Below are 17,848 nucleotides of genomic sequence, written 5' to 3' on the forward strand. Positions count from 1 at the left end.
GACAGCTACCACGCGCGCTAGCGGCGCCGGCTCCACACGCCGGTGCATTCGGGCAACAGCGCGTCCTCGACAAGCTCTGCTTTGCTCTCGCCGAAGAAGAACTCAACCAGCTCACGCGCGCTTGCTGGTGAGTCGAAGCGATAATCCGTGCGGATTGGCTGGCAAACGAAGCCTCGTTCATTCTCGAGCCAGGCGTAGTACTCCGCTAGGTCTGCATTCGGTGGCTTCGGGGCGCGATGGCCGGTGCCTAACGTCTCCACGACGATCAGCGTTCCCCCAGGGCGGACTACCCTCGCGAGCTCATCGAGCCCTCGGCCAATCTCGGCTCGCCAGCTGTCGGGCTCCCAGTGCCGCAAATGGCCGAACACCCAACCGGCGACCCCAACATCCGCGCTGGCGTCTTCGACGGGGAGGGTCCTCGCATCCGCGAGGAACCAACTCGCCTCAGGGACGCGTTCTGAGCCCAGCTTGAGCATCGCCTCGGCGGCTTCTGTCGCCACCACCCGCGCACCGGCGCTTACCAAGTGACGCGTGACTCGGCCGGTGCCGGCGCCGACCTCGATCACGTCCGTGTCGCGCAACGACACCAACGCGTTGAGGGTCGCTGGCAGCTGACCTTGGTGGTCTTCTGCTCGCACCAACCGATCGTATTGCGCCGCGTGGTCGCGGTAGATCTCTTCGTAGGTCAGTCGCATCTTGGTCACTGTCTTAACGTGGAACGAACTCCGCGCGGTCCATCCTCTACTCATCGCTGACGGAGTAGGTGACCAGCGGGTAGCCCTTGTACTTCTTCTGGGGTTCGACCTGCAGCTTTAGCAAGCGGCCACGCGTGGCGACGTAGTGGGAGCCACGGCTTCCGATCCCTGCAGTCGACGTCAGCCAACAGCTGTCCAAACAGGTCAACGTGGCGTCCGCATCGGGCATCATCGCGGAGGGTTTTTCGTCCAGCCCGGTGTTGATGATCAGGCGTGGATTCGCTTTCACCAGGTCGAAGATCACCCTGAGGTTACCTTTGCCCGGCAGCACGACCGAGCGCTCGGCCAGGGCTGGGTGGTTCGCCCCGTTCACGATCAAGGAGCAAGCAGGCGTGCAGGAGATCTTCAGTCGGCGCTTTCGCTCCCCAGTGGACGCGGGCTTGCTCTCCCCTGACGTCGGCAACGCGTCGCGGGTGTTGGCTGCCGTGCTCCGCGTGTGACTCGCCTGGCGAGCCTTGCGACGCTGCAGGAAGACGCCGATCAACACACTCGCGACAATCAGACCGCCGACAAGCGCCCACACCCACTTGAGGTTGCGCTTGCGTTGGGGGGGCAGCGAAGCCGCGGGAAAGTTCGGCGCACCGTGCAGCCCTTGGGTTGCCGGCAACAGATTCTGGCTGCTCAAGTGGGTTTGTTGGGGGTGAGGAGCCACGCTCGGCGCTTGAGAAGCAGTCGCCGCCAGCGCGAGGCTCTCTGCTTCGGGTCGCGCCAGCAGTGCATCCAGCTCGGCAAATGCCTGGGCCGTGCTGGGGCGCTCATCGATCACTCGTGACGTGCAGCGCGCAAACCACGCGTCGAATCCGTGAGGTAACGGATGCTGCGCGCCGAACTCCTGCGCGCGGGTCGACGCGGGATCTTGAGGGTCGAAGATCACCTCGCGCATCAAGGCGGGGAGGCCTGTTTCGGGGCGGTTGGCGCTCCGCCAGTAGTGGCGCCCGGTGAAGGTGAAGAAGGCGACGAGCGCTGCGGCCCACACGTCGGTGTGCGGCCCGATGCGATTTCCAGCGTCCGTCTGCTCCGGGGCCATGTAGAGCGGAGTGCCAAGGGCCGCCGTGCTATCCGTGGTGCTCCCGAGGATCTTGGCGATGCCGAAATCCAGCACCTTCAGGCAAAACGGAGCATCGGTGGTGCGAGAGGTAGCGACGAAGAGGTTCTCGGGCTTCAGATCGCGGTGCACGATGCCCTTCGCGTGGGCCTGTACGAGACCGTGCCCCAGCTGCGCAAAGAGTATCCGTGCGGTAGCAAACGGGGGCGGCCCTTGTTCGCGCAGCATGGCGTCCAAGGTGCGCCCTTCAAGGAACTCCATCACCAGCCACGGAGCGGATAGCTCCTCGTCGATTCCCGCTGCCAGTACCTGAACGACGTGGTCGCTGGCGATTTCAGCCGAGACACGCGCCTCACGCTGGAACCGTTCCCGGAGTTCTTGCTTCGCTAGCAGCGCTGGATGCATGAGCTTCAGCGCGCGTCGGCTACCGGTGCTGAGCTGGGTGGCAATGTAGACTTGCCCCATGGCTCCCTGACTGAGCCGCTGGACGATGCGGAACTCCCCGCCAATTACGGTGCCGGCCGAGATCGAATCCATCCACCTTCAGGGTAGCGGCAGAGACCCGGAGAGTCCGTGCTTTTTCTCGCTGCGCCTCTTCGTAGCTGCCTCACTCGCCGGTTCATCAGGTGGCGTATCCCGTACGCGAACAGCCAGCGCTGGAGGCCGCTGAGGTTCCCACCGTGGGCTCGGTAGAAGGCGTCTGGATCGTCGAAGACTCCAAGGTCTGCGTTGACGCCGGTGCGCTGGATGAAGGTGTCGACTCCGCTCCACTCCACGCCGGGTGCTTCCAGTTGCGTGGTGCCCGCCCCATAGCCCAGGAATTCTCCCGAGCCGAACTGAGCCTGCAACGAGCTAAGGTACTCTTCGTCGAGGATCACGCCTTCCAGGGCACGCCAGCCACGGAAGTCCACTTCCACCCAGCTGTGGACGATGCTCTCGGGTGCGATCGGGTAGAACGCCGCAGGCACTACGCCGCGCTGCAGAGACTTGTGGATTGTTGCTCCGTGGAAACGGCAGGGGACTCCGCTGCCCCGGAGTAGCGCCATCAGCAAGCTCGACTTGGTGTTGCATTGACCGTATCCATCAGCCAGCACGCGGGAAGCGGGCACATCGTCCGCGATGTTGTAGCCGAAGGCGATCTCGTTCCGCACGAAGTCGTAGACCGCGCCGATGCGCTCGAACTCGGGCAGTGAGCGCCAGCCGCGGCTCGCGATCAAGGATTGGATGGCGGGATGTTGGTGATCGAGCAGCGGGGTTGCACCGAGTAGATGGTCTTGCATGCCCTGAACTTGGTGAGTCGCGCGCCGCTCGGCTTGAACGTTGCGGTCAGCCTGAGTCGATCAACTCGAGTTCCGACAACACGCTGGAGGGTGGCAGCCCGAAGAGTCCACGGAAGGTGCGGGTGAAGTGCGCGCTATCGCTGAATCCAGCGGCGTGGGCGGCATGGGTCATCGATGTCGGGCCACCGTTGGCCGCTAGGCGCGCCGCGAGCTGAACACGCATCCACAACACCCAGCGGCGGAAGGGTAAGCCAACTTCTTGAGTGAAGCGGTGCGTGAGCGTGGTCGGAGCAAGGTCCGCCGCCTGCGCTGCTTCGGGCAATCTCGGCACCTCTGGTAATCGATGCAGCACCAATTCCTGTGCGCGCCGGATCGGTTCCGAGGGCGGAGCGGCGGGCCGCGACGGAAGCGCGAGGGCTTCGAGCAAGTGTGCGCTCCAAGCTGGGAAGTCCCGGGGTGATTGCGGCGGCGTCTGCGCTAAATGCCTCGCGGAAATATTGGTCGCGACCTGCGGACCCAGGGCGTTCAGCGCCGCAGTGGGCTCCAGGAAGGCAAGCAGCACGCGGCCACGGCAGTCGACGCTGTGGCGGGCGTTACTTGGAATGAGCATCGCCTCGCCCTGCAGCGTGCGGCCATCGATGCTTGCCTGGAGCGGTTCGTCGAGGGCCCAGGCGAGTTGCACCGCATGATGGCGATGGGCCTGAGCTCGGCTGCCAATGCCGAAAAACACCCAGAGACCTGGTTGAAACCAAAGGCGTCCGGCCCATCGCGTGTTGCTGCTCATGTGGATGCCGGGGTTTGCTCCGCCAGAGGAGGTGCTGCGCCGGAGGAGGTGTTACCAACCCCGAGCGTAATACGGGTGATGGGCGTCCGCATGCTCTCGGCTTTGGCGCTACTCGGGGCCTGTGGCTGTACCTCCTGGACCACAGTGCACGCTGGCTACGCGGAAGTGGCTGGGGATCGCAAGCCGCTTTATGCCGTTGAGACGCGCCGCGTAGTCGGCGGGAAGATTGACTCGACCAGCGCAGTGGGCGGCTTTCGAGTCGACGGCAACGGAGAGCAGCTCGACGTCGAGTTGCATGCTGGCGTGGAGCGCGCGCTGTTCCTCTCAGAGCGCTGGATGCTGATCCCGTCGTTCACCGTGGACGCCGTGCGAGTGTCGCGCTTGGAGTCTCGGTGGTTCGTCGGGACTCACAGTCCTGCCCTCGGGCTGGAGTGGCTGTACTGGTTCGAGGTGCAGCGACGTCGTCGTAGCGATACTGGCGTGCTTGGCTGCATGGGAGGCGCCATCGGCTATGACTGCCCCCGCTGTGAGGTGGAAGACGTCAACCGCCGCGGCTTCGGTCTGCGCATCGAGGGGAGCTACGATCTGCGCTACTCAGATGCCTTTCCCAAGTACAACGACTGGTCCTTGTGGGCGCTGATCGGCTTCAGTGAGGCGGAGAGCACTCGCGAGAAGGACAGCTGCGCGCCGAAGAACTAGGCACTCGCTGGGACCAAGTAGTGTTTCCGTGAGAAAACAAGCATCGCCAGCGGCCAGGCGACGAGGAACAGGTTGCTCGCCCCGCTGAGGCCGGTGACACTCGCCAGCAAGTCGAGGGGCAGGAAGGACCAGTTCCAAGCCACGATGTTCGGATCGGTGTAGTCGCGAAACAGCCAGTCCGCGGGCACCTTGAGGAGGCCAAGCGCCATCGCTCCGCTGAGGCCCCAGTAGAGCAAGAAGCTAGCAACTACTCACGCACGTTCAGCTCGAGCTTCCAGCGCTCGTCCGGCTCGTTGGGCTCCAGCGGAACCGCTTCCAGAAGTAGCGTTCCGATGGCGGTGACGGATGCATTCAGGCGCACCGGCACGAGATCGCCCTCGAGGCGACCCTCTGCGGGAAGGGTAATTTCCACGGGGGCAAGCTCCTCGAGTTCTTCATCGGACCAGTCCTCGAGTTCCGCTCCGGGCGCATCTTCCCGCCGCACCGAGCTGCCAAAGAAGCGGAAGCGCACGGGCTCGCCCACGACCACTGCCAGCTCCTGGGGCGGTAGCTCGGCGTCAGTGCCCTCTTCCATGCCGAAAGGTGCGACACACAGCGCGCTGATCGGCGGCTCCATGCCTGGCACTGCGGGGACCGGCGCCTCGATGCCGACGTAGTAGGCGCGCGCCGTTCCCCCGCGGATACGCAGGCCCTTGCCGCGCCGCACCTCGCCGTAGTACGCGGCGCCGCGCGCCACCGCGAGATCCAGATCGCTGCCGGGTAGCTCGGTGGGCGCGGGGGCGCCATCCGCGGTGACCCAAGCGGCCAGTGTCTCGAGCACGCGCTGCTTGACCAGCTCCGCCTTGAGCACGCCACCGTTGAACAGCACTCGCGTGGGGTGAAGCAACGTGCCCTTGATGGTGTCACCCTTGAGCTTGCTCGTGGCGCCAGCCTGGCGAGCCAGGAAGGCGGCGAGGTGCTTGGTGATTGCGGGGTCCGCGGCGTAGGGCAAGCCCACCTGCGTCAGGCCGACGCGGGCGCGGGTCGCGGGCTTTGCGTTGCCGGGCACCGCCGGGAAGAAGCCATCCACGATGACCGCGCGAACCTCCTCGCGCGTCAGCTCCGTCTTCAGCGAACCACCGAGCAACTGGGAGCCTCGGCTGGGGACGACTACCGGCAGCTTGTCGAGTTGCTCGTCGCTCAGCAGTCGCTCTTTTGCCGCGCGGCAAGCGTGCGTGAGGGCGCCGAGCTGCCAGCGGTCCAGCTTCTTGCCGTCGCCCTCGAGCTTCACGCGCAAGGTGTGGGCAAGGGCGAGGTCCATGTTGTCGCCGCCGAGCAGGATGTGATCGCCAACCGCGACGCGGTGGAGCTCGAGGTTACCGTCGCTCTCCAGAGCAACGATGGCGGAGAAGTCCGTGGTGCCGCCCCCGATGTCGACCACCAGGATCACGTCGCCGACCTTCAGCTCCTTGCGCCAGTCGTCTCCCATCGCCTCGAGCCAGGCGTAGAGCGCAGCTTGAGGCTCCTCCAGCAAGCTGACGTTTTCGAAGCCCGCGGCGTAGGCCGCTTCGACCGTCAGATCGCGCGCTGCGGCGTCAAAAGAAGCGGGAACGGCGAGCACTACGTCTTGCTCGGCCAGGGCAGGGCGCTCCTCCCCAGCGTGCTGCCAGCTCTCCGCGAGGTGATCCAGATATTTCCACGCGGCTTCAACCGGGGAGATCTTTTCGATGTCCTCGGCGGCATTCAACGGCAGCACCGCCGCACGCCGGTCGATGCCGGTGTGACTGAGCCAGCTCTTCGCGCTCGAGATCACGCGCCCAGGAGCTTCAGCGCCACGTTCCCTCGCTAGCTCACCGACGCAAAAGCTCCGCTCGTCATCCCACGGCAAGGCGAGGGCACCTTCGCTCTCGTGTGCGAAGTAGACGAAGCTCGGCAGCAGCGTGCGGCTCTCCACGCTGCCGCGCGTGACGAGCTGTGAGATGCCCTGGACGGCGGGTCCTTTGGCTTCGCCCTCGCTGTCTACGACGGCCAGGGCGCTGTGCGTCGTGCCGAGGTCGATGCCGACGACGAAGCGGCTCGTCATAGCTCGACTTCCGCCTGGGCCAGCACCTTCGGATCGTGCTCGGGGAGCAGCGCGGGTAGCTCCGCGCGAGTTGCCTTCCAACCCTTGTGGCGCAACGTGCCGCTGTACGGTGCCTTGCCGGAGACATTGCCGGTGAGCTTGACGGCCTTCGCGTCGTAGCCTTCTTCCAAGGTGACCTTCGCGCCTTCTTCTTCCGTGCGGATTGCTTCGAGATCGAGGTGCTTCTCCAGGCTCTGCTTGCAGCCGTCGTGGATCACGCGGGCGGCGCCGCCCACCTCTGCGTCGTCAAAGCTCGCGATGTCTTGCTGTAGGAAGTCGACGAAGCGACCTTCTTTCTGCAACAGGCCAAGCAGCCACAACGCGCCGTCGGCGCGCGCGTCGCCCGCAACGCTTGCCTCGCTCTTCAGCGCCTTGAGCTCCGCCTCGAGCTCGTGAATACGCCGCTCGTCCTTGCCGAGCTTGTTCTCCAGCTCGGCTTGGGTGTCGGCTTCGACCACCGCGTCTGGCAACGCCTTCGGTGGATGCAGGTTGTTGATGCGCTTGGCGTAGAACCCGTCGAAGAGGATCTTGAAGAAGACGATGTACGCCAACCAAAACCGCGTGAAGAAGCCGAGGGGTGATTCGTTGGGATCCTGTTCGCTCACGGCGGGAGTTCTGGCCCGATCTCGCCCCGGATGGCCACACTTTTCGCGCGCATCGTGAACAGTCTCTCGGGCGGCGCCGCGGAGCGCCTTCTGGCGCGACAAACCGCGATTGTTGCGCCAAGCGTAGCTGCTAGGTGCCGCGTTTTCGCCTACGCTCGCGGGCGATGGCTACGTCTCTCCGTGATGTCGTTCGCGTGTTGGAAGCGCTCGCGCCGACCCGCTTCGCCGAAGACTGGGACAACGTGGGTTTGTTGGTCGAGCCGCCGGACGTGCGAACCGTGAGTCAGGTGCTGTTCACCATCGACTTGACTGAGCCGGTCTTCGCCGAGGCGTTGTCTCTCGGCGCGGAGCTGATCGTCGCTTACCACCCGCCAATTTTTCGCGGTTTGAAGCGCCTGACTCAGCACACACCCCTCGAGCGCGTGGTCACTCAAGCGTTGTCCGAGGGCATCGCCATCTACTCGCCGCACACCGCCGTGGACGCCGCGCCGGGGGGTGTCAATGACTGGCTGTGCGACGTGCTCGGCGCCGGGGAGCAGCGCCCAATCCAGCAGACCCTCGAGCTGGATCCGGAGCAGGCGCTCAAGCTCGTCACGTTCATCCCCGCGGAGCACGCCGACGCGCTGCGTTTGGCGCTTGGCAAGGCTGGGGCCGGGCGCATCGGCAACTACTTCGAGTGCGCATTTTCGAGTCCGGGGCACGGCAGCTTTCGACCTGGAGAAGGCGCGAATCCATACATCGGGACGGTCGGCGAGACGGAGAACGTCTCGGAGCTGCGGGTGGAGATGGTTTGCGCGCGGAAGCACCTGACGCTGGTCAGCGAGGCGCTGCGTCAGGCGCACCCCTATGAGGAGCCAGCCTGGGAGGTCTACGCTCTTGAGCCGCGCCCGCGAAAGGGCAGCGGAATGGGGCGTCTGCATGAGCTGAGCAAGCCGGCGACGCTCGGTGAGCTCGTGAATCGGGTCAAGGTGGGCCTCGGCTTGGAACATATCCGCGTGGCAGCGTGCGAGGCCCATCGTGAAGGGCAGCCGATCACCCGGGCCGCAGTCTGTGCGGGCGCTGGAGGTAGCCTCTTCGAGAAGTTGCCGACCGCCGCGCGTGGCGGACCGGAGCTGCTGTTCACCGGGGAGATGCGCCATCACGACGTCCTGGCACGGGTCGCCACCGGCTCGAGCGTGATCCTCTGCGACCACACGAACACGGAGCGCGGCTACCTACCGCATTTGTCCCAGCGCGTGCGCGACGCCCTCCCGGAGCTGGAGCTCGTCGTCTCCCAGCGCGACCGGGATCCGCTGGAAATCGTCTGAGGCGCTTCGATGCTCTCGATCGCTCATCAGGGGGTGAGGTAGTGCCGCGCGGTAACGTAGTGCGCCTGATTGGCGGCGTGGTGCTGCTGGCTCTGGCAGGCTGCGCTCCAGGTGCAAACGCGGACCCCCAAACCACCGCAGCCAAAGCGGGGGGCGACGGCGACAACCATGGAGGCCCAACGCCTGCCCCCTCACCCCCGAAAAATGCGGAGGCCGCTGTGGTGAGCTGGGAGAGCGTGGACCCGAATGGTGCTGATGCAAAGACGCTGGCGCGTGCCGGGGCGGAGTGCAAACGCCGTTCTGAGGCGAGCAAGGCTGGCTCGCAGGAGTTGCTTGCCTGTGTCTGGCTTGGCTCCGCAAAGCTCGCGAACGGTGACCAGCGCGATGCCCTCGAACATTTCCGCGCGGCTTGTGAGGCGGGCGAGGCGCTCGGCTGTGTCGGAGAGGGAAACGTGTTGATGGAGGGGGGCGTCGCGGTCACCGGGAAAGGCGTGTTGCGTGAGCCCGAAGCGGCGGAAACGGCTTGGAAACGGGCGTGTGAACTCGGGGCTCGGAGTGGTTGCTGGCTCTTGGCGCAGACGCTCGAGCGTGGAAAGAAGTCAGACGCCGCCCGAGAGTATCGGGAAAAATCATGTGATCTCGGGGTGGTAGAAGCTTGCGGGGAGCCCTCCAAGTAGAGCGACCCCGCGAGCTTGCGCGCGCGCACAGCGTGCACATGTTGGCGCGAATGTCTGACTCGAGCCCCGACAACAATCGCCCCGATGACGCCGAGAGCCCGCATGTGGAGCCAGAGGCCACGTCGGACACCACAGCCGACGACAACAACGCACGAGCTGATGCCGCGCCAGAGTCCAGCGCCGTCGATGACCTGACCCAGGGTCTAGGGCTCATGTTCCGTGCGGCAAAGAAGGCCGTGATGGGAATCGATCCGCAGAAGATCGAGACCATGGGGCGCGAAGCGGCTGCGCGGGCGACCCGTGAGGTGGAGCGGCTCGACAAGGATCGCGTGACCGAGTTGGGGAAGAAGGCTGCTGAGAACCTGCGCCCAGAGAAGATCGAAGCCTTCGCTGAAGATGCAGGCCGCGAACTCGTCAACGTCGTGGAACGAGTTGCAGATCGCGTGGAGCAAGTACTTGGCGTGCGTGAAACCGCCGCCGGCCAGACCAAGAGCAGTCCACCTCCTGGCGACGCCGCTGAAGGGAGCGCGGTCACGCAGGAGGCTAAGGAGGACAAGCCGACCGAAGCGGATCCTCCGCCGCGCGTTCGGGTCGACGACTGACGTGCGTTTGCGTTAGCGTCAGCGGATGCAGGGATATCCAGGGGGAGGCTACGCGCCTCCGGGGCACGGCCAAGGCTTCGTGCCGCCACAGGGTGGGGGAGGCGTCGGCCGACTGCAGCTCTACACCAGCTTTTTTCCGCTGATGTGGTTTCTGTTCTTTGCAAAGCCGACGATCACTATCGATGGGCAGCCGCAGCAGCGGCCTTGGGGCACCACGTACTTCGATCTCCCTGAAGGCGTGCACTACGTCCAGGTTCACTTCGCCAATCTGTTTGGTCCCGGTGGCAAGGCGGAGCGGCAGTTCCAGATCTGGGCGGGGCACACCACCAAGCTGAGCTACTCGGCGCCGTTCTTGTTCGCGGCGCTCGCGGGCACGCTGACGGAGGGAGGCACTGAGGCGATGCATCAGCTGCCTCCTGGCCCCGGTCACTACTGATCGCGCCTACTTCGAGGCGGTCTTCTTCGCTGGCTCCTCAGGCTTCTTTTCGGCTGCGGCCGGCTTGAGGCCTTGAAGCGCCTCTTGGACCTCGGAGTTCGTCAGCGGATCTTTCGCTGCTTCCGCGACGAGGGTCTCGCCCTCTTTACCACCAACTCGCAACATCGCTTTCGCCACGGAAACGACTGCGGCGATGATGTCATCGTCGGAGGCCGTGGCGCGGTAGAGCGCGAAGAAGATCTTCAGGTCACTGAACTGCTCGGCGCTGGCCAGGGTTTCGAGGGCCTTGGCCGCCCGCTTGATGTCGTCGGGGGTGTCCGACGGATCGTTCAGGTGATGCGCGAGCGGCCCGGCGGCGCGCTGCTCTTTCATCGCCGCGAGGGCGTCTGCGAGGGGGCCAACCGGCGGCGGCAGCAGGACGTCGTCCAGGAAGTCGTACTCGCGCTCGAGGGCCTTGAGCATGAAGTCAGCGCCGCTACGGCGCTCGGCGAGGAGCTTTCGCGAGTCTTCGTACAGCGCTGGCGGCGTGTCCGTGTTGCTCGCTAGATCGATCAGCACCTTGGTGACGCTGTCGTCCTGCATGCCTCCGAGCTTGGTCAAGAGGAAGCGCTGCGCTGGAACCATCTGCGGGTCCTTGGTGGCGATGACTTCGCCGAGCTGTTCGGCGAGGGTGCTCTCCGGGGAGTTGCTCGGGACCGTGAAGTCGCCGGCCTGTACCTCACAGCTCATCACAGGAGCGCCCAGGTTGAGCACTCCCGCCTTGGCGCCGCTCGCGCTGTCGACCAGCAAGACATCGCCCTTCGCCGTACAGAAGGCGAAGCCGCCCTTGGCCGCTGCTCCGCCCAGGATGTCGGAGTCGACGAGCTTTGCCCAACGCAGCTCACCATCCGAGGCGCCAAAGCCCATTGCCACGCGGAAGTACGTTGCGGCCATGCGGTCGTTCTCGAACTTGCCTTCGCCCGTGGGCTTCGCGATCAGGCGGATGCGATCGGGTGCACTGGCGCTAGGGGAAAGTACCTCTGCACCGGGGGCGAACCAGCGTGGAGTGCCGGGCAGCTCGTGTTTTGGCAGCGCCGCTAGCGTGCCTCCGCCCCCAGCAGCTGCGCCAATCTTCGGGTCGAAGCGCAGCAGCTGAGACTCACCAAAGTACAGCTCTCCGCCGACGTTTTCTGCGTGGGTGACCTGCTGACGCATCAGGAGTCGCCCGCGCTCCGCGCCAGTCGTGACGTCGATGGCTGAGACGTATTGGTTGCCCCACGGAACGAAGGCGATGCCGCCGACGATGGCGGGCGTGCCGATTTCAGGCTCTGGCTCAGCATCGAGGATCACGCTGCCGCCGCGCTTGACCACCACCAGGCGGCTTTGCCCGCCGTTCAGCGCGCCGAGAGAAGCCACGGTGTAGGTGCCGTCGTCGCCTGCGCCACGCAAGCTGCGCCCGCCCGACGAGATGGACCACAACTTTTGTCCCGTGCGAGCGTCGAGAGCGAACAGCTGGTTGTCTCCCGTGGCCACGACCACGTCTCCGCTTAGCTTCGGTCGTGCGTCTACGCTGCCGGTGTACTTCCAGCTCTTGCCGGCGAGAGTCGTCGCGACCAAGCCGCCCTTGACCACACCAACGGCGAGCCCGGTTCCCTTCGGAATCGAAGCCGATGCGAGCTCACGCTGGACGCTGCTGATCGACTGGCCGCCGTCGTTTTGCCAGGTGGTATCAAACGCACCAGACAAGGCGTTGGAGCCGCTACACGCCGCCAGCAATGCGGCGCCACACACGAGACTTGAGAACTTGCTCAGTTGCTTGATTCGCGGGCTCATTCGTCATCCTCGTCGTCGTCGTCGTCGCTGCTCTTGCCCTTGCCTACGGCTTTCACCGCGGCATCCAGGGCGGCCTTCACACGCTTGCTCCAGTCCTTGGGCCAGCGCTCCGCGACGTCCGCCAGGTACTTGCCGGCTTCTGCAGTGCCCAGCTCCCGCAGCTTGCCGATGATGCCGATCTTCGCGTCGTCGCTCAGGCTCGCCGGCGGGCGGAACAACATCTGGTCCAGGCCAGACGTCATGATGTCGAAGGGCACTTTGCCAACGCGCTTGAGGAAGTCCTTGCAGCCGTCGGCTTCGCAGAGCTGTCCGATGGAGACAGCCGCCTCGCCCACTCGGTGATCGAACGCGGCGAACAAATCTGGCAGCGCCTCTTTCGCGCCCAGTGTGCCGAGCCCACCAGCGGCGGTGCCGCGCACGACTGGATCTCGGCTGCGCAGCCCCCGGCGCAGCGCTTTGACCGCATCGGGACCCTTGGTGTGGAGCAGCGCCTTCGCAGCCGCTTGGCGGACCGCCTTGTCGCGGTGCCGGACGTAGGGCGCGATGGCTGAGCTGGAGGAGGGGTCCTCTAGCTTGCTGGCGCTCTGAATCAGGGCCACCAGTAGAGAAGCGGTAGAGCCCTTCTTGAGCACCGTGTTCAGCGTCGGGACGATGGGTTTGGCGGCAGCGCCTGCCTCCTTGATCGTCTCGAGCGCCTTCTGAATCTCCTCGCTATTGCCGCTGAGGAGCTGCTTCTTGACCGCCTCCGTGTCGAACTTGGCTGGCGCGGCCGACGCTGGCTGGGCGGTGGTGAGCGCGAGCAGCGGCACTGCGGCGCCCAAGGTGAAGCGCAGCAGGACTGGCGCCACACGATTGGCGATGGAGATAGGACGTGTGTGCATCATGACTTCCCCCTGTTCCGGCTCCTGACCAGCGGACGGAAAGGACCGGTATGCTCTATCGCAGCGAGGGAGTCGCGCAAAGCCCGAACAACCTCTACCCTTGGTGCACTGCATGACCAAACCCATCGAAGAGGCCGGGGCTCTGGGGCAGCACATGCCGCGCATCGAGCTCGAGGTGAAGTCTGTCGATTCTGCCGCGCCGCCGGGTTTCCTGCGCTTGGTTCGTAGGCAACTGGTGGCTCGCTACCCGGACAGCTCGGAGAGTGCGGTGTTCGTCTACGACGAGGTGGATCGCAAAGCGCTGGACGCGGTGGTGGTGGCGCCGCACTACGTGGCAGGCGGGATCCGTTACGTTTACCTGCGTAGCGCGCTTCGCCCACCGGTTGCCCTGCGAGATCCGAAGCGCTCTCCCATCGACGAGCCTCCCGAACGTGGCATGTGGGAGCTCGTTGCAGGATTGCTCGAAGAAGACGAGCAGGATGCCGCCGGGCTGACACGCTGCGCGGCTCGCGAGCTCCTGGAGGAGACTGGCTTCGACTACCCGGTGGAGTGCTTTCGCCAGCTGGGCCCCAGCACCTACCCGGCACCAGGGGTGATCGCTGAACGTCACTTCTTTTTCCACGTGGAAGTGAAGCCTGCCGAGCGGGGGGAACCGACGCTCGATGGGTCCGCGCTCGAAGCGGGCGCCGCGATCATTCCGGTGCGTCTCACGACGGCCCTCGAAGCCTGCCGGGAAGGCTTGCTCGAGGACGCGAAGACAGAACTCGGGTTACGGCGCTTGGCGGAGCTCGAGCTCCTCGGCAAGCTGTAGGGGTGACACGTGAGGCCGCGAGTCATCGTCGTTGCGAAGCGCTCTGCGTACACTCACTACGTCGAGGAGCAGCGGGACCGCCGCGTCGGCGAGTTGGTGCAAAAGCAAGACCCGTCGGTGCGCCGTTGGCGCGCCGCACATCAGGCACACCAAAAGACGGTGAAAGCCGTCGAGCGGGAGCTCGAGCGGCTTGGGGCGAAGGCGCTGATCTTGCGCAAGTCTCACGCTGTCTTTGACGCTTCGAGCTGCGATTTGGTGGTCACCGTGGGTGGCGACGGCACACTGCTTGCGGCGTCTCATCACGTCTCGCGCGCGCCGATGCTGGCGGTCAACAGCTCACCCAAAGATAGCGTCGGATTTTTCTGTGCGGTAAATCGAGCCGGCTTGCGGGAGGCCCTCGAGAAGGCGCTGCTCGGCAAGCTGACCAGAGTGGAATTGGCACGCATGGAGGTCGAGGTAAACGGGAGCGTGCGTTCGCGCAGGGTGCTGAACGAGGCGCTGTGTTGTCACACGTCGCCAGCGCACACGTCGCGCTACATCGTGCGGTATGGGCGCATCAACGAGCAGCACCGCTCGAGCGGTTTCTGGATTGGCCCCCCGGCTGGGTCTACCGCCGCGCTGCGTTCTGCGGGTGGTCGTATCTTGCCACTCACCAGTCAGCAGCTCCAGTTCGTGGTCCGCGAACCGTATGTGCCAGCCGGTGAAGAGTATCGCTTGAGTCGGTTCCTTGCGGAACCGGGTCGGAGCGTGAAGGTGCAGATCAAGATGCATGACGCTGCGCTCTACTTGGACGGCCCTCATCTCGAGTACCGCCTGCGGCTCGGGGACCAGGTGGTGTTCCGGCTGAGCAAGGAGCCGCTGACCTTACTTGGGCTCAGCGGGCGTCGGCGGACCCGCGCAGCAGCCGCCGAGTAAGCTGAGCCTCGGTTGGGGAACGCCGGACCTCACCCCCAACCCCACTGGAATGAGCGTTACAGCGTCCAACGGGGGCGGATCCGAGTGGGCCTGTCAAAGAAATGCACCCCCCCTACAAGGCCGAATTGTCGCTGAGTGCGGCAGGTTAGGCCTGAAGCTTGCTTATTGGCCCTCGGGCCGGTCTTGCGTTGGCGGACTTCCCGAATATGTTGAGCCCCCCCGCCATGGCTACAGCTCGCTCCCTCGTCATCGTTGAGTCTCCCGCAAAGGCGCGAACTATCGCGGGTTTTCTCGGCGATGGGTTCGTCGTTGAGTCCTCGATCGGTCACATCCGTGACCTGCCGAAGCGAGCGAGCGACATCCCGGCGCAATATAAGAAGTCAGCCTGGGCCCGCCTTGGAGTCGATGTCGAGAACGGCTTCCAGCCGCTGTACATCGTCGACCCCGACAAGAAGAGCCACATCCAGAAGCTCAAGGATCTCTTGAAGGGTGCGGACGAACTCTTCCTCGCAACCGACGAAGATCGCGAGGGAGAGAGTATCGCGTGGCACTTGCTCGAGGTGCTGAAGCCGAAGGTGCCCGTGAAGCGCATGGTGTTTCACGAGATCACGCGGCGCGCGATCCAAGAAGCCATCGACCATCCGCGTGAGCTCGATCGGCGTCTGGTCGACGCGCAGGAAGCGCGACGCATCCTCGATCGCCTGTACGGCTACGAGGTGTCGCCCGTCCTGTGGAAGAAGGTGATGCCCAAGCTCTCCGCGGGTCGCGTGCAGAGCGTGGCGACACGCATCATCGTGGCTCGCGAACAGGAGCGCATGGCGTTCCGTTCGGCCCAGTACTGGGGCATCGACGGCACCTTCGGCACGAAGGACGGCAAAGATCAGCCCGGTGGCGGCCAGTTCGAAGCCAGCCTGCTCGAACTCGACGGCAAGCGCGTCGTTCAAGGCAAAGACTTCGACGATCTCGGCAAGCTGAAGAAAGATGATCTCTTCCTGCTCAAGGAAGCGGAAGCCAAGGGCCTGGTCGAGTCGCTGAAAGACGCGCCGGCCAAGGTGCTCTCCGTCGAGCGGAAGCCAAACCGTCGCAGCCCGGCAGCTCCGTTCATGACCAGCACGCTGCAGCAGGAAGCAGGACGCAAGCTGCGCTTCACTTCCGCGCGGACCATGCGTGCCGCGCAGCGCCTGTACGAGAACGGCTTCATCACCTACATGCGTACGGACAGCACCACGCTGTCGTCTGCAGCCATCAACTCGGCGCGCACGCAGATCGAGAAGATGTACGGCAAGGACTACCTGCCGAGCTCGCCCCGCGTTTACAAGAACAAGGTCAAGAACGCCCAAGAGGCCCACGAAGCGATCCGCCCGGCGGGTGATGTCTTCAAGCTTCCGGAGCACGTCGCGCGCGAAGTCGACAGCGACGAAGCGAAGCTCTACGAGTTGATCTGGAAGCGGACGATCGCCTCGCAAATGGCTGATTCTCGCGGTGAGAGCATCTCCGTGCGGATCAGCGCGAAGGCGAAGGATGGTCGGGACGCGCTGTTCAACGTCAGCGGGAACACGATCATCTTCCCGGGCTTCTTGCGCGCCTACGTCGAAGGCAGTGACGACCCCGCCGCCGAGCTCGGCGACAAGGAGAAGCACCTGCCAGCGATGAAGGAAGGCGACGCGCTGAACAGCTTGTCCTTCGAGACTCAAGGCCACGAGACGCAGCCGCCGGCGCGCTTCACGGAAGCTTCCCTGGTGCGCAAGCTCGAGGAACTCGGCGTCGGTCGTCCCTCGACGTACGCCTCGATCATCAGCACCATTCAGGCGCGCGGCTATGTCTGGAAGAAGGGCAGCGCCCTGGTTCCGTCGTTCACTGCGTTCGCCGTGATTGGCTTGCTCGAGCAACACTTCGGCGACCTGGTCGACTACGCCTTTACCGCGCGGATGGAAGATGAGCTCGACTCCATCGCCAGCGGCAACGAAGAGGTCGTGCCGTGGCTCAAGCGCTTCTACTTCGGCCAGAAGCCAGAGAACGACGGGCCCGACGACGGTGGCTCCGGCTTGGACCTCGGGCTGCGCTCCTTGGTTGCCGATCAGCTGGGTGAGATCGACGCCCGCGCCATCAACTCGCTGCCCATCGGCAAAGACGAAGAGGGTCGAGAAATCGTGGTGCGCGTCGGTCGCTACGGCGCCTACCTGCAGCGCGACGAAGATCGCGCGAGCCTCCCCGAGGACATGGCGCCCGATGAGCTGACCTTGGAGAAGGCCAGCGAGATGCTCAACGCGCCGAGCGGCGATCGCGATCTGGGAACGGACCCCGAGAGCGGCCTGCAAGTGTTCGTGCGAGCCGGGCGCTTCGGCACGTACGTGCAGCTTGGGGAAGCGGGCGAGGGCAAAGAGAAGCCCAAGACTGGCAGCATCCTGAAGAGCATGGATCCGGCGACGATGACGCTGGAGGACGCGCTCAAGGTGCTGAGCCTGCCCCGCGAAGTCGGCGTGGGTCCGGAAGATAAGGTCATCACCGCGCAGCTCGGCAAGTTCGGCCCGTATTTGCGTATGGGAACGGATAGCCGCAGCCTGGAGACGGAGGAGCAAGTCTTCACCATCACCCAGGAAGAGGCGCTGAAGATCTTCGCTCAGCCGCGTCAGCGCGGTCGGCGTGCGGCCGCCCCGCCGCTGAAGGAGCTCGGCAACGATCCGGTCAGCGGTGGCGCCATCACGCTGCGTGAGGGTCGCTTTGGTCCCTACGTGACCGACGGCGAGACCAACGCGAGCCTGCGTAAGGACGACGACCCGAACACCATCACGCCAGAGCGCGCCCACGAGCTGCTCGCCGATCGTCGTGCCAAGGGGCCTTCGAAGAAGAAGGCGAAGAAGAAGACCGCCAAGAAGGCGACGAAGAAGACGGCCAAGAAGGCCACCGCCAAGACTGCTAGCGACGCGCCGGCCAAGAAGACCGCCAAGAAGAAGGCGACCAAGAAGGCCAGCAAGAAGACGGCCAAGAAGGCCAGCAAGAAGACTGCTAGCAAGGCAGCGGGTAGCGACGGCGAGTCCAAGGCCAAGTCCAGCGCAAAGCCGGTGAAGAAGGCGCCGAGCAGCGATAGCGGCTCCGCCGATTTGGTTGGGTGAGGACCCATTGCTAGTTCCGTGGGGA

The 17,848-nt window shown here is 64.9% G+C and carries 17 protein-coding genes; 8 read left to right on the plus strand and 9 right to left on the minus strand.

Annotation, left to right across the window (positions count from 1 at the left end):
* Window positions 1-17: 17 nt before the first annotated feature.
* Genes H6718_21640 through H6718_21655 form a run of 4 tightly spaced genes read right to left on the minus strand, consistent with a single transcriptional unit; the run spans window position 18 to window position 3,762 of the window.
* Window positions 18-749: a class I SAM-dependent methyltransferase gene (locus tag H6718_21640; GenBank protein ID MCB9588024.1), complete on the minus strand. Its 732-nt coding sequence runs from the start codon at window positions 747-749 to the stop codon at window positions 18-20.
* On the minus strand, window positions 742-2,337 hold the full coding sequence (locus H6718_21645; GenBank protein MCB9588025.1) for a protein kinase: 1,596 nt from the start codon (window positions 2,335-2,337) through the stop codon (window positions 742-744). The genes H6718_21640 and H6718_21645 overlap by 8 nt, the downstream gene beginning before the upstream one ends.
* Entirely contained in the window at window positions 2,310-3,080 is a 771-nt protein-coding gene (locus H6718_21650) for a transglutaminase family protein (GenBank protein MCB9588026.1), read from the minus strand. The genes H6718_21645 and H6718_21650 overlap by 28 nt, the downstream gene beginning before the upstream one ends.
* Window positions 3,081-3,126: 46 nt before the next feature.
* The gene (locus H6718_21655; protein MCB9588027.1) at window positions 3,127-3,762 is read right to left on the minus strand and encodes a helix-turn-helix transcriptional regulator; all 636 of its coding nucleotides are present in this window, start codon (window positions 3,760-3,762) and stop codon (window positions 3,127-3,129) included.
* A 180-nt stretch (window positions 3,763-3,942) separates the two neighbouring features.
* Here H6718_21655 and H6718_21660 point away from each other — a divergent pair, with 180 nt between their 5' ends.
* A complete protein-coding gene (locus tag H6718_21660) occupies window positions 3,943-4,563 on the plus strand; it encodes a hypothetical protein (GenBank protein MCB9588028.1) in 621 nt (206 codons plus the stop codon).
* Here the strand turns inward: H6718_21660 and H6718_21665 are convergent.
* From H6718_21665 to H6718_21675, 3 genes are read right to left on the minus strand one after another with little or no spacing between them, the layout of a single operon-like run.
* Window positions 4,560-4,772, minus strand: coding sequence for a DUF5360 family protein (locus H6718_21665; GenBank protein MCB9588029.1), 213 nt, complete (start codon window positions 4,770-4,772; stop codon window positions 4,560-4,562). The two genes, H6718_21660 and H6718_21665, sit on opposite strands and share 4 nt — an antisense overlap.
* Before the next feature lie 38 nt (window positions 4,773-4,810).
* Entirely contained in the window at window positions 4,811-6,625 is a 1,815-nt protein-coding gene (locus H6718_21670) for an Hsp70 family protein (GenBank protein ID MCB9588030.1), read from the minus strand.
* Window positions 6,622-7,269, minus strand: a complete 648-nt coding sequence (locus tag H6718_21675; GenBank protein MCB9588031.1) for a DUF2760 domain-containing protein — start codon at window positions 7,267-7,269, stop codon at window positions 6,622-6,624. Before H6718_21675 ends, H6718_21670 begins: the two co-directional genes overlap by 4 nt.
* A gap of 164 nt (window positions 7,270-7,433) precedes the next feature.
* Between H6718_21675 and H6718_21680 the strand changes: the two genes are divergently transcribed.
* From H6718_21680 to H6718_21695, 4 genes are read left to right on the plus strand one after another with little or no spacing between them, the layout of a single operon-like run.
* Window positions 7,434-8,576, plus strand: coding sequence for a Nif3-like dinuclear metal center hexameric protein (locus tag H6718_21680; GenBank protein ID MCB9588032.1), 1,143 nt, complete (start codon window positions 7,434-7,436; stop codon window positions 8,574-8,576).
* 41 nt (window positions 8,577-8,617) lie between these two features.
* Window positions 8,618-9,253, plus strand: a complete 636-nt coding sequence (locus H6718_21685) for a sel1 repeat family protein (GenBank protein ID MCB9588033.1) — start codon at window positions 8,618-8,620, stop codon at window positions 9,251-9,253.
* Window positions 9,254-9,303: 50 nt separating this feature from the next.
* A complete protein-coding gene (locus tag H6718_21690; protein MCB9588034.1) occupies window positions 9,304-9,855 on the plus strand; it encodes a hypothetical protein in 552 nt (183 codons plus the stop codon).
* Between the two features lie 25 nt (window positions 9,856-9,880).
* Window positions 9,881-10,291 carry a hypothetical protein gene (locus H6718_21695; GenBank protein ID MCB9588035.1) on the plus strand — a complete coding sequence of 137 codons (411 nt, stop codon included), beginning with the start codon at window positions 9,881-9,883 and terminating at the stop codon, window positions 10,289-10,291.
* A gap of 6 nt (window positions 10,292-10,297) precedes the next feature.
* Here H6718_21695 and H6718_21700 read toward each other — a convergent pair whose 3' ends face one another.
* Both H6718_21700 and H6718_21705 read right to left on the minus strand, forming a co-directional pair.
* Entirely contained in the window at window positions 10,298-12,103 is a 1,806-nt protein-coding gene (locus H6718_21700) for a PQQ-binding-like beta-propeller repeat protein (GenBank protein MCB9588036.1), read from the minus strand.
* Window positions 12,100-12,984: a HEAT repeat domain-containing protein gene (locus tag H6718_21705; protein MCB9588037.1), complete on the minus strand. Its 885-nt coding sequence runs from the start codon at window positions 12,982-12,984 to the stop codon at window positions 12,100-12,102. Before H6718_21705 ends, H6718_21700 begins: the two co-directional genes overlap by 4 nt.
* Window positions 12,985-13,138: 154 nt before the next feature.
* On the opposite strand from H6718_21705, the gene H6718_21710 reads away from it, so the two are divergent.
* From H6718_21710 to topA, 3 genes are all read left to right on the plus strand, one after another.
* The gene (locus tag H6718_21710; protein MCB9588038.1) at window positions 13,139-13,795 is read left to right on the plus strand and encodes an NUDIX domain-containing protein; all 657 of its coding nucleotides are present in this window, start codon (window positions 13,139-13,141) and stop codon (window positions 13,793-13,795) included.
* A gap of 9 nt (window positions 13,796-13,804) precedes the next feature.
* Window positions 13,805-14,710 (plus strand): NAD(+)/NADH kinase, encoded by a 906-nt coding sequence (locus tag H6718_21715; protein ID MCB9588039.1) that lies wholly within the window; start codon window positions 13,805-13,807, stop codon window positions 14,708-14,710.
* Between the two features lie 206 nt (window positions 14,711-14,916).
* Window positions 14,917-17,823 carry a type I DNA topoisomerase gene (gene topA, locus H6718_21720; GenBank protein ID MCB9588040.1) on the plus strand — a complete coding sequence of 969 codons (2,907 nt, stop codon included), beginning with the start codon at window positions 14,917-14,919 and terminating at the stop codon, window positions 17,821-17,823.
* Window positions 17,824-17,848 lie beyond the last annotated feature (25 nt).

It is taken from the genome of Polyangiaceae bacterium (genome assembly GCA_020633205.1).
Lineage (GTDB): Bacteria > Myxococcota_A > Polyangia > Polyangiales > Polyangiaceae > JAHBVY01.

Coding starts and splice junctions, on each gene's coding strand:
- H6718_21645 (MCB9588025.1), bottom strand. CDS start 2,337: ATGGATTCGATCTCGGCCGGCACCGTAATTGGCGGGGAGTTCCGCATC.
- H6718_21660 (MCB9588028.1), top strand. CDS start 3,943: ATGGGCGTCCGCATGCTCTCGGCTTTGGCGCTACTCGGGGCCTGTGGC.
- H6718_21670 (MCB9588030.1), bottom strand. CDS start 6,625: ATGACGAGCCGCTTCGTCGTCGGCATCGACCTCGGCACGACGCACAGC.
- H6718_21640 (MCB9588024.1), bottom strand. CDS start 749: ATGAGTAGAGGATGGACCGCGCGGAGTTCGTTCCACGTTAAGACAGTG.
- H6718_21705 (MCB9588037.1), bottom strand. CDS start 12,984: ATGCACACACGTCCTATCTCCATCGCCAATCGTGTGGCGCCAGTCCTG.
- H6718_21690 (MCB9588034.1), top strand. CDS start 9,304: ATGTCTGACTCGAGCCCCGACAACAATCGCCCCGATGACGCCGAGAGC.
- H6718_21710 (MCB9588038.1), top strand. CDS start 13,139: ATGCCGCGCATCGAGCTCGAGGTGAAGTCTGTCGATTCTGCCGCGCCG.
- H6718_21700 (MCB9588036.1), bottom strand. CDS start 12,103: ATGAGCCCGCGAATCAAGCAACTGAGCAAGTTCTCAAGTCTCGTGTGT.
- H6718_21665 (MCB9588029.1), bottom strand. CDS start 4,772: ATGGCGCTTGGCCTCCTCAAGGTGCCCGCGGACTGGCTGTTTCGCGAC.
- topA (MCB9588040.1), top strand. CDS start 14,917: ATGTTGAGCCCCCCCGCCATGGCTACAGCTCGCTCCCTCGTCATCGTT.
- H6718_21680 (MCB9588032.1), top strand. CDS start 7,434: ATGGCTACGTCTCTCCGTGATGTCGTTCGCGTGTTGGAAGCGCTCGCG.
- H6718_21650 (MCB9588026.1), bottom strand. CDS start 3,080: ATGCAAGACCATCTACTCGGTGCAACCCCGCTGCTCGATCACCAACAT.
- H6718_21695 (MCB9588035.1), top strand. CDS start 9,881: ATGCAGGGATATCCAGGGGGAGGCTACGCGCCTCCGGGGCACGGCCAA.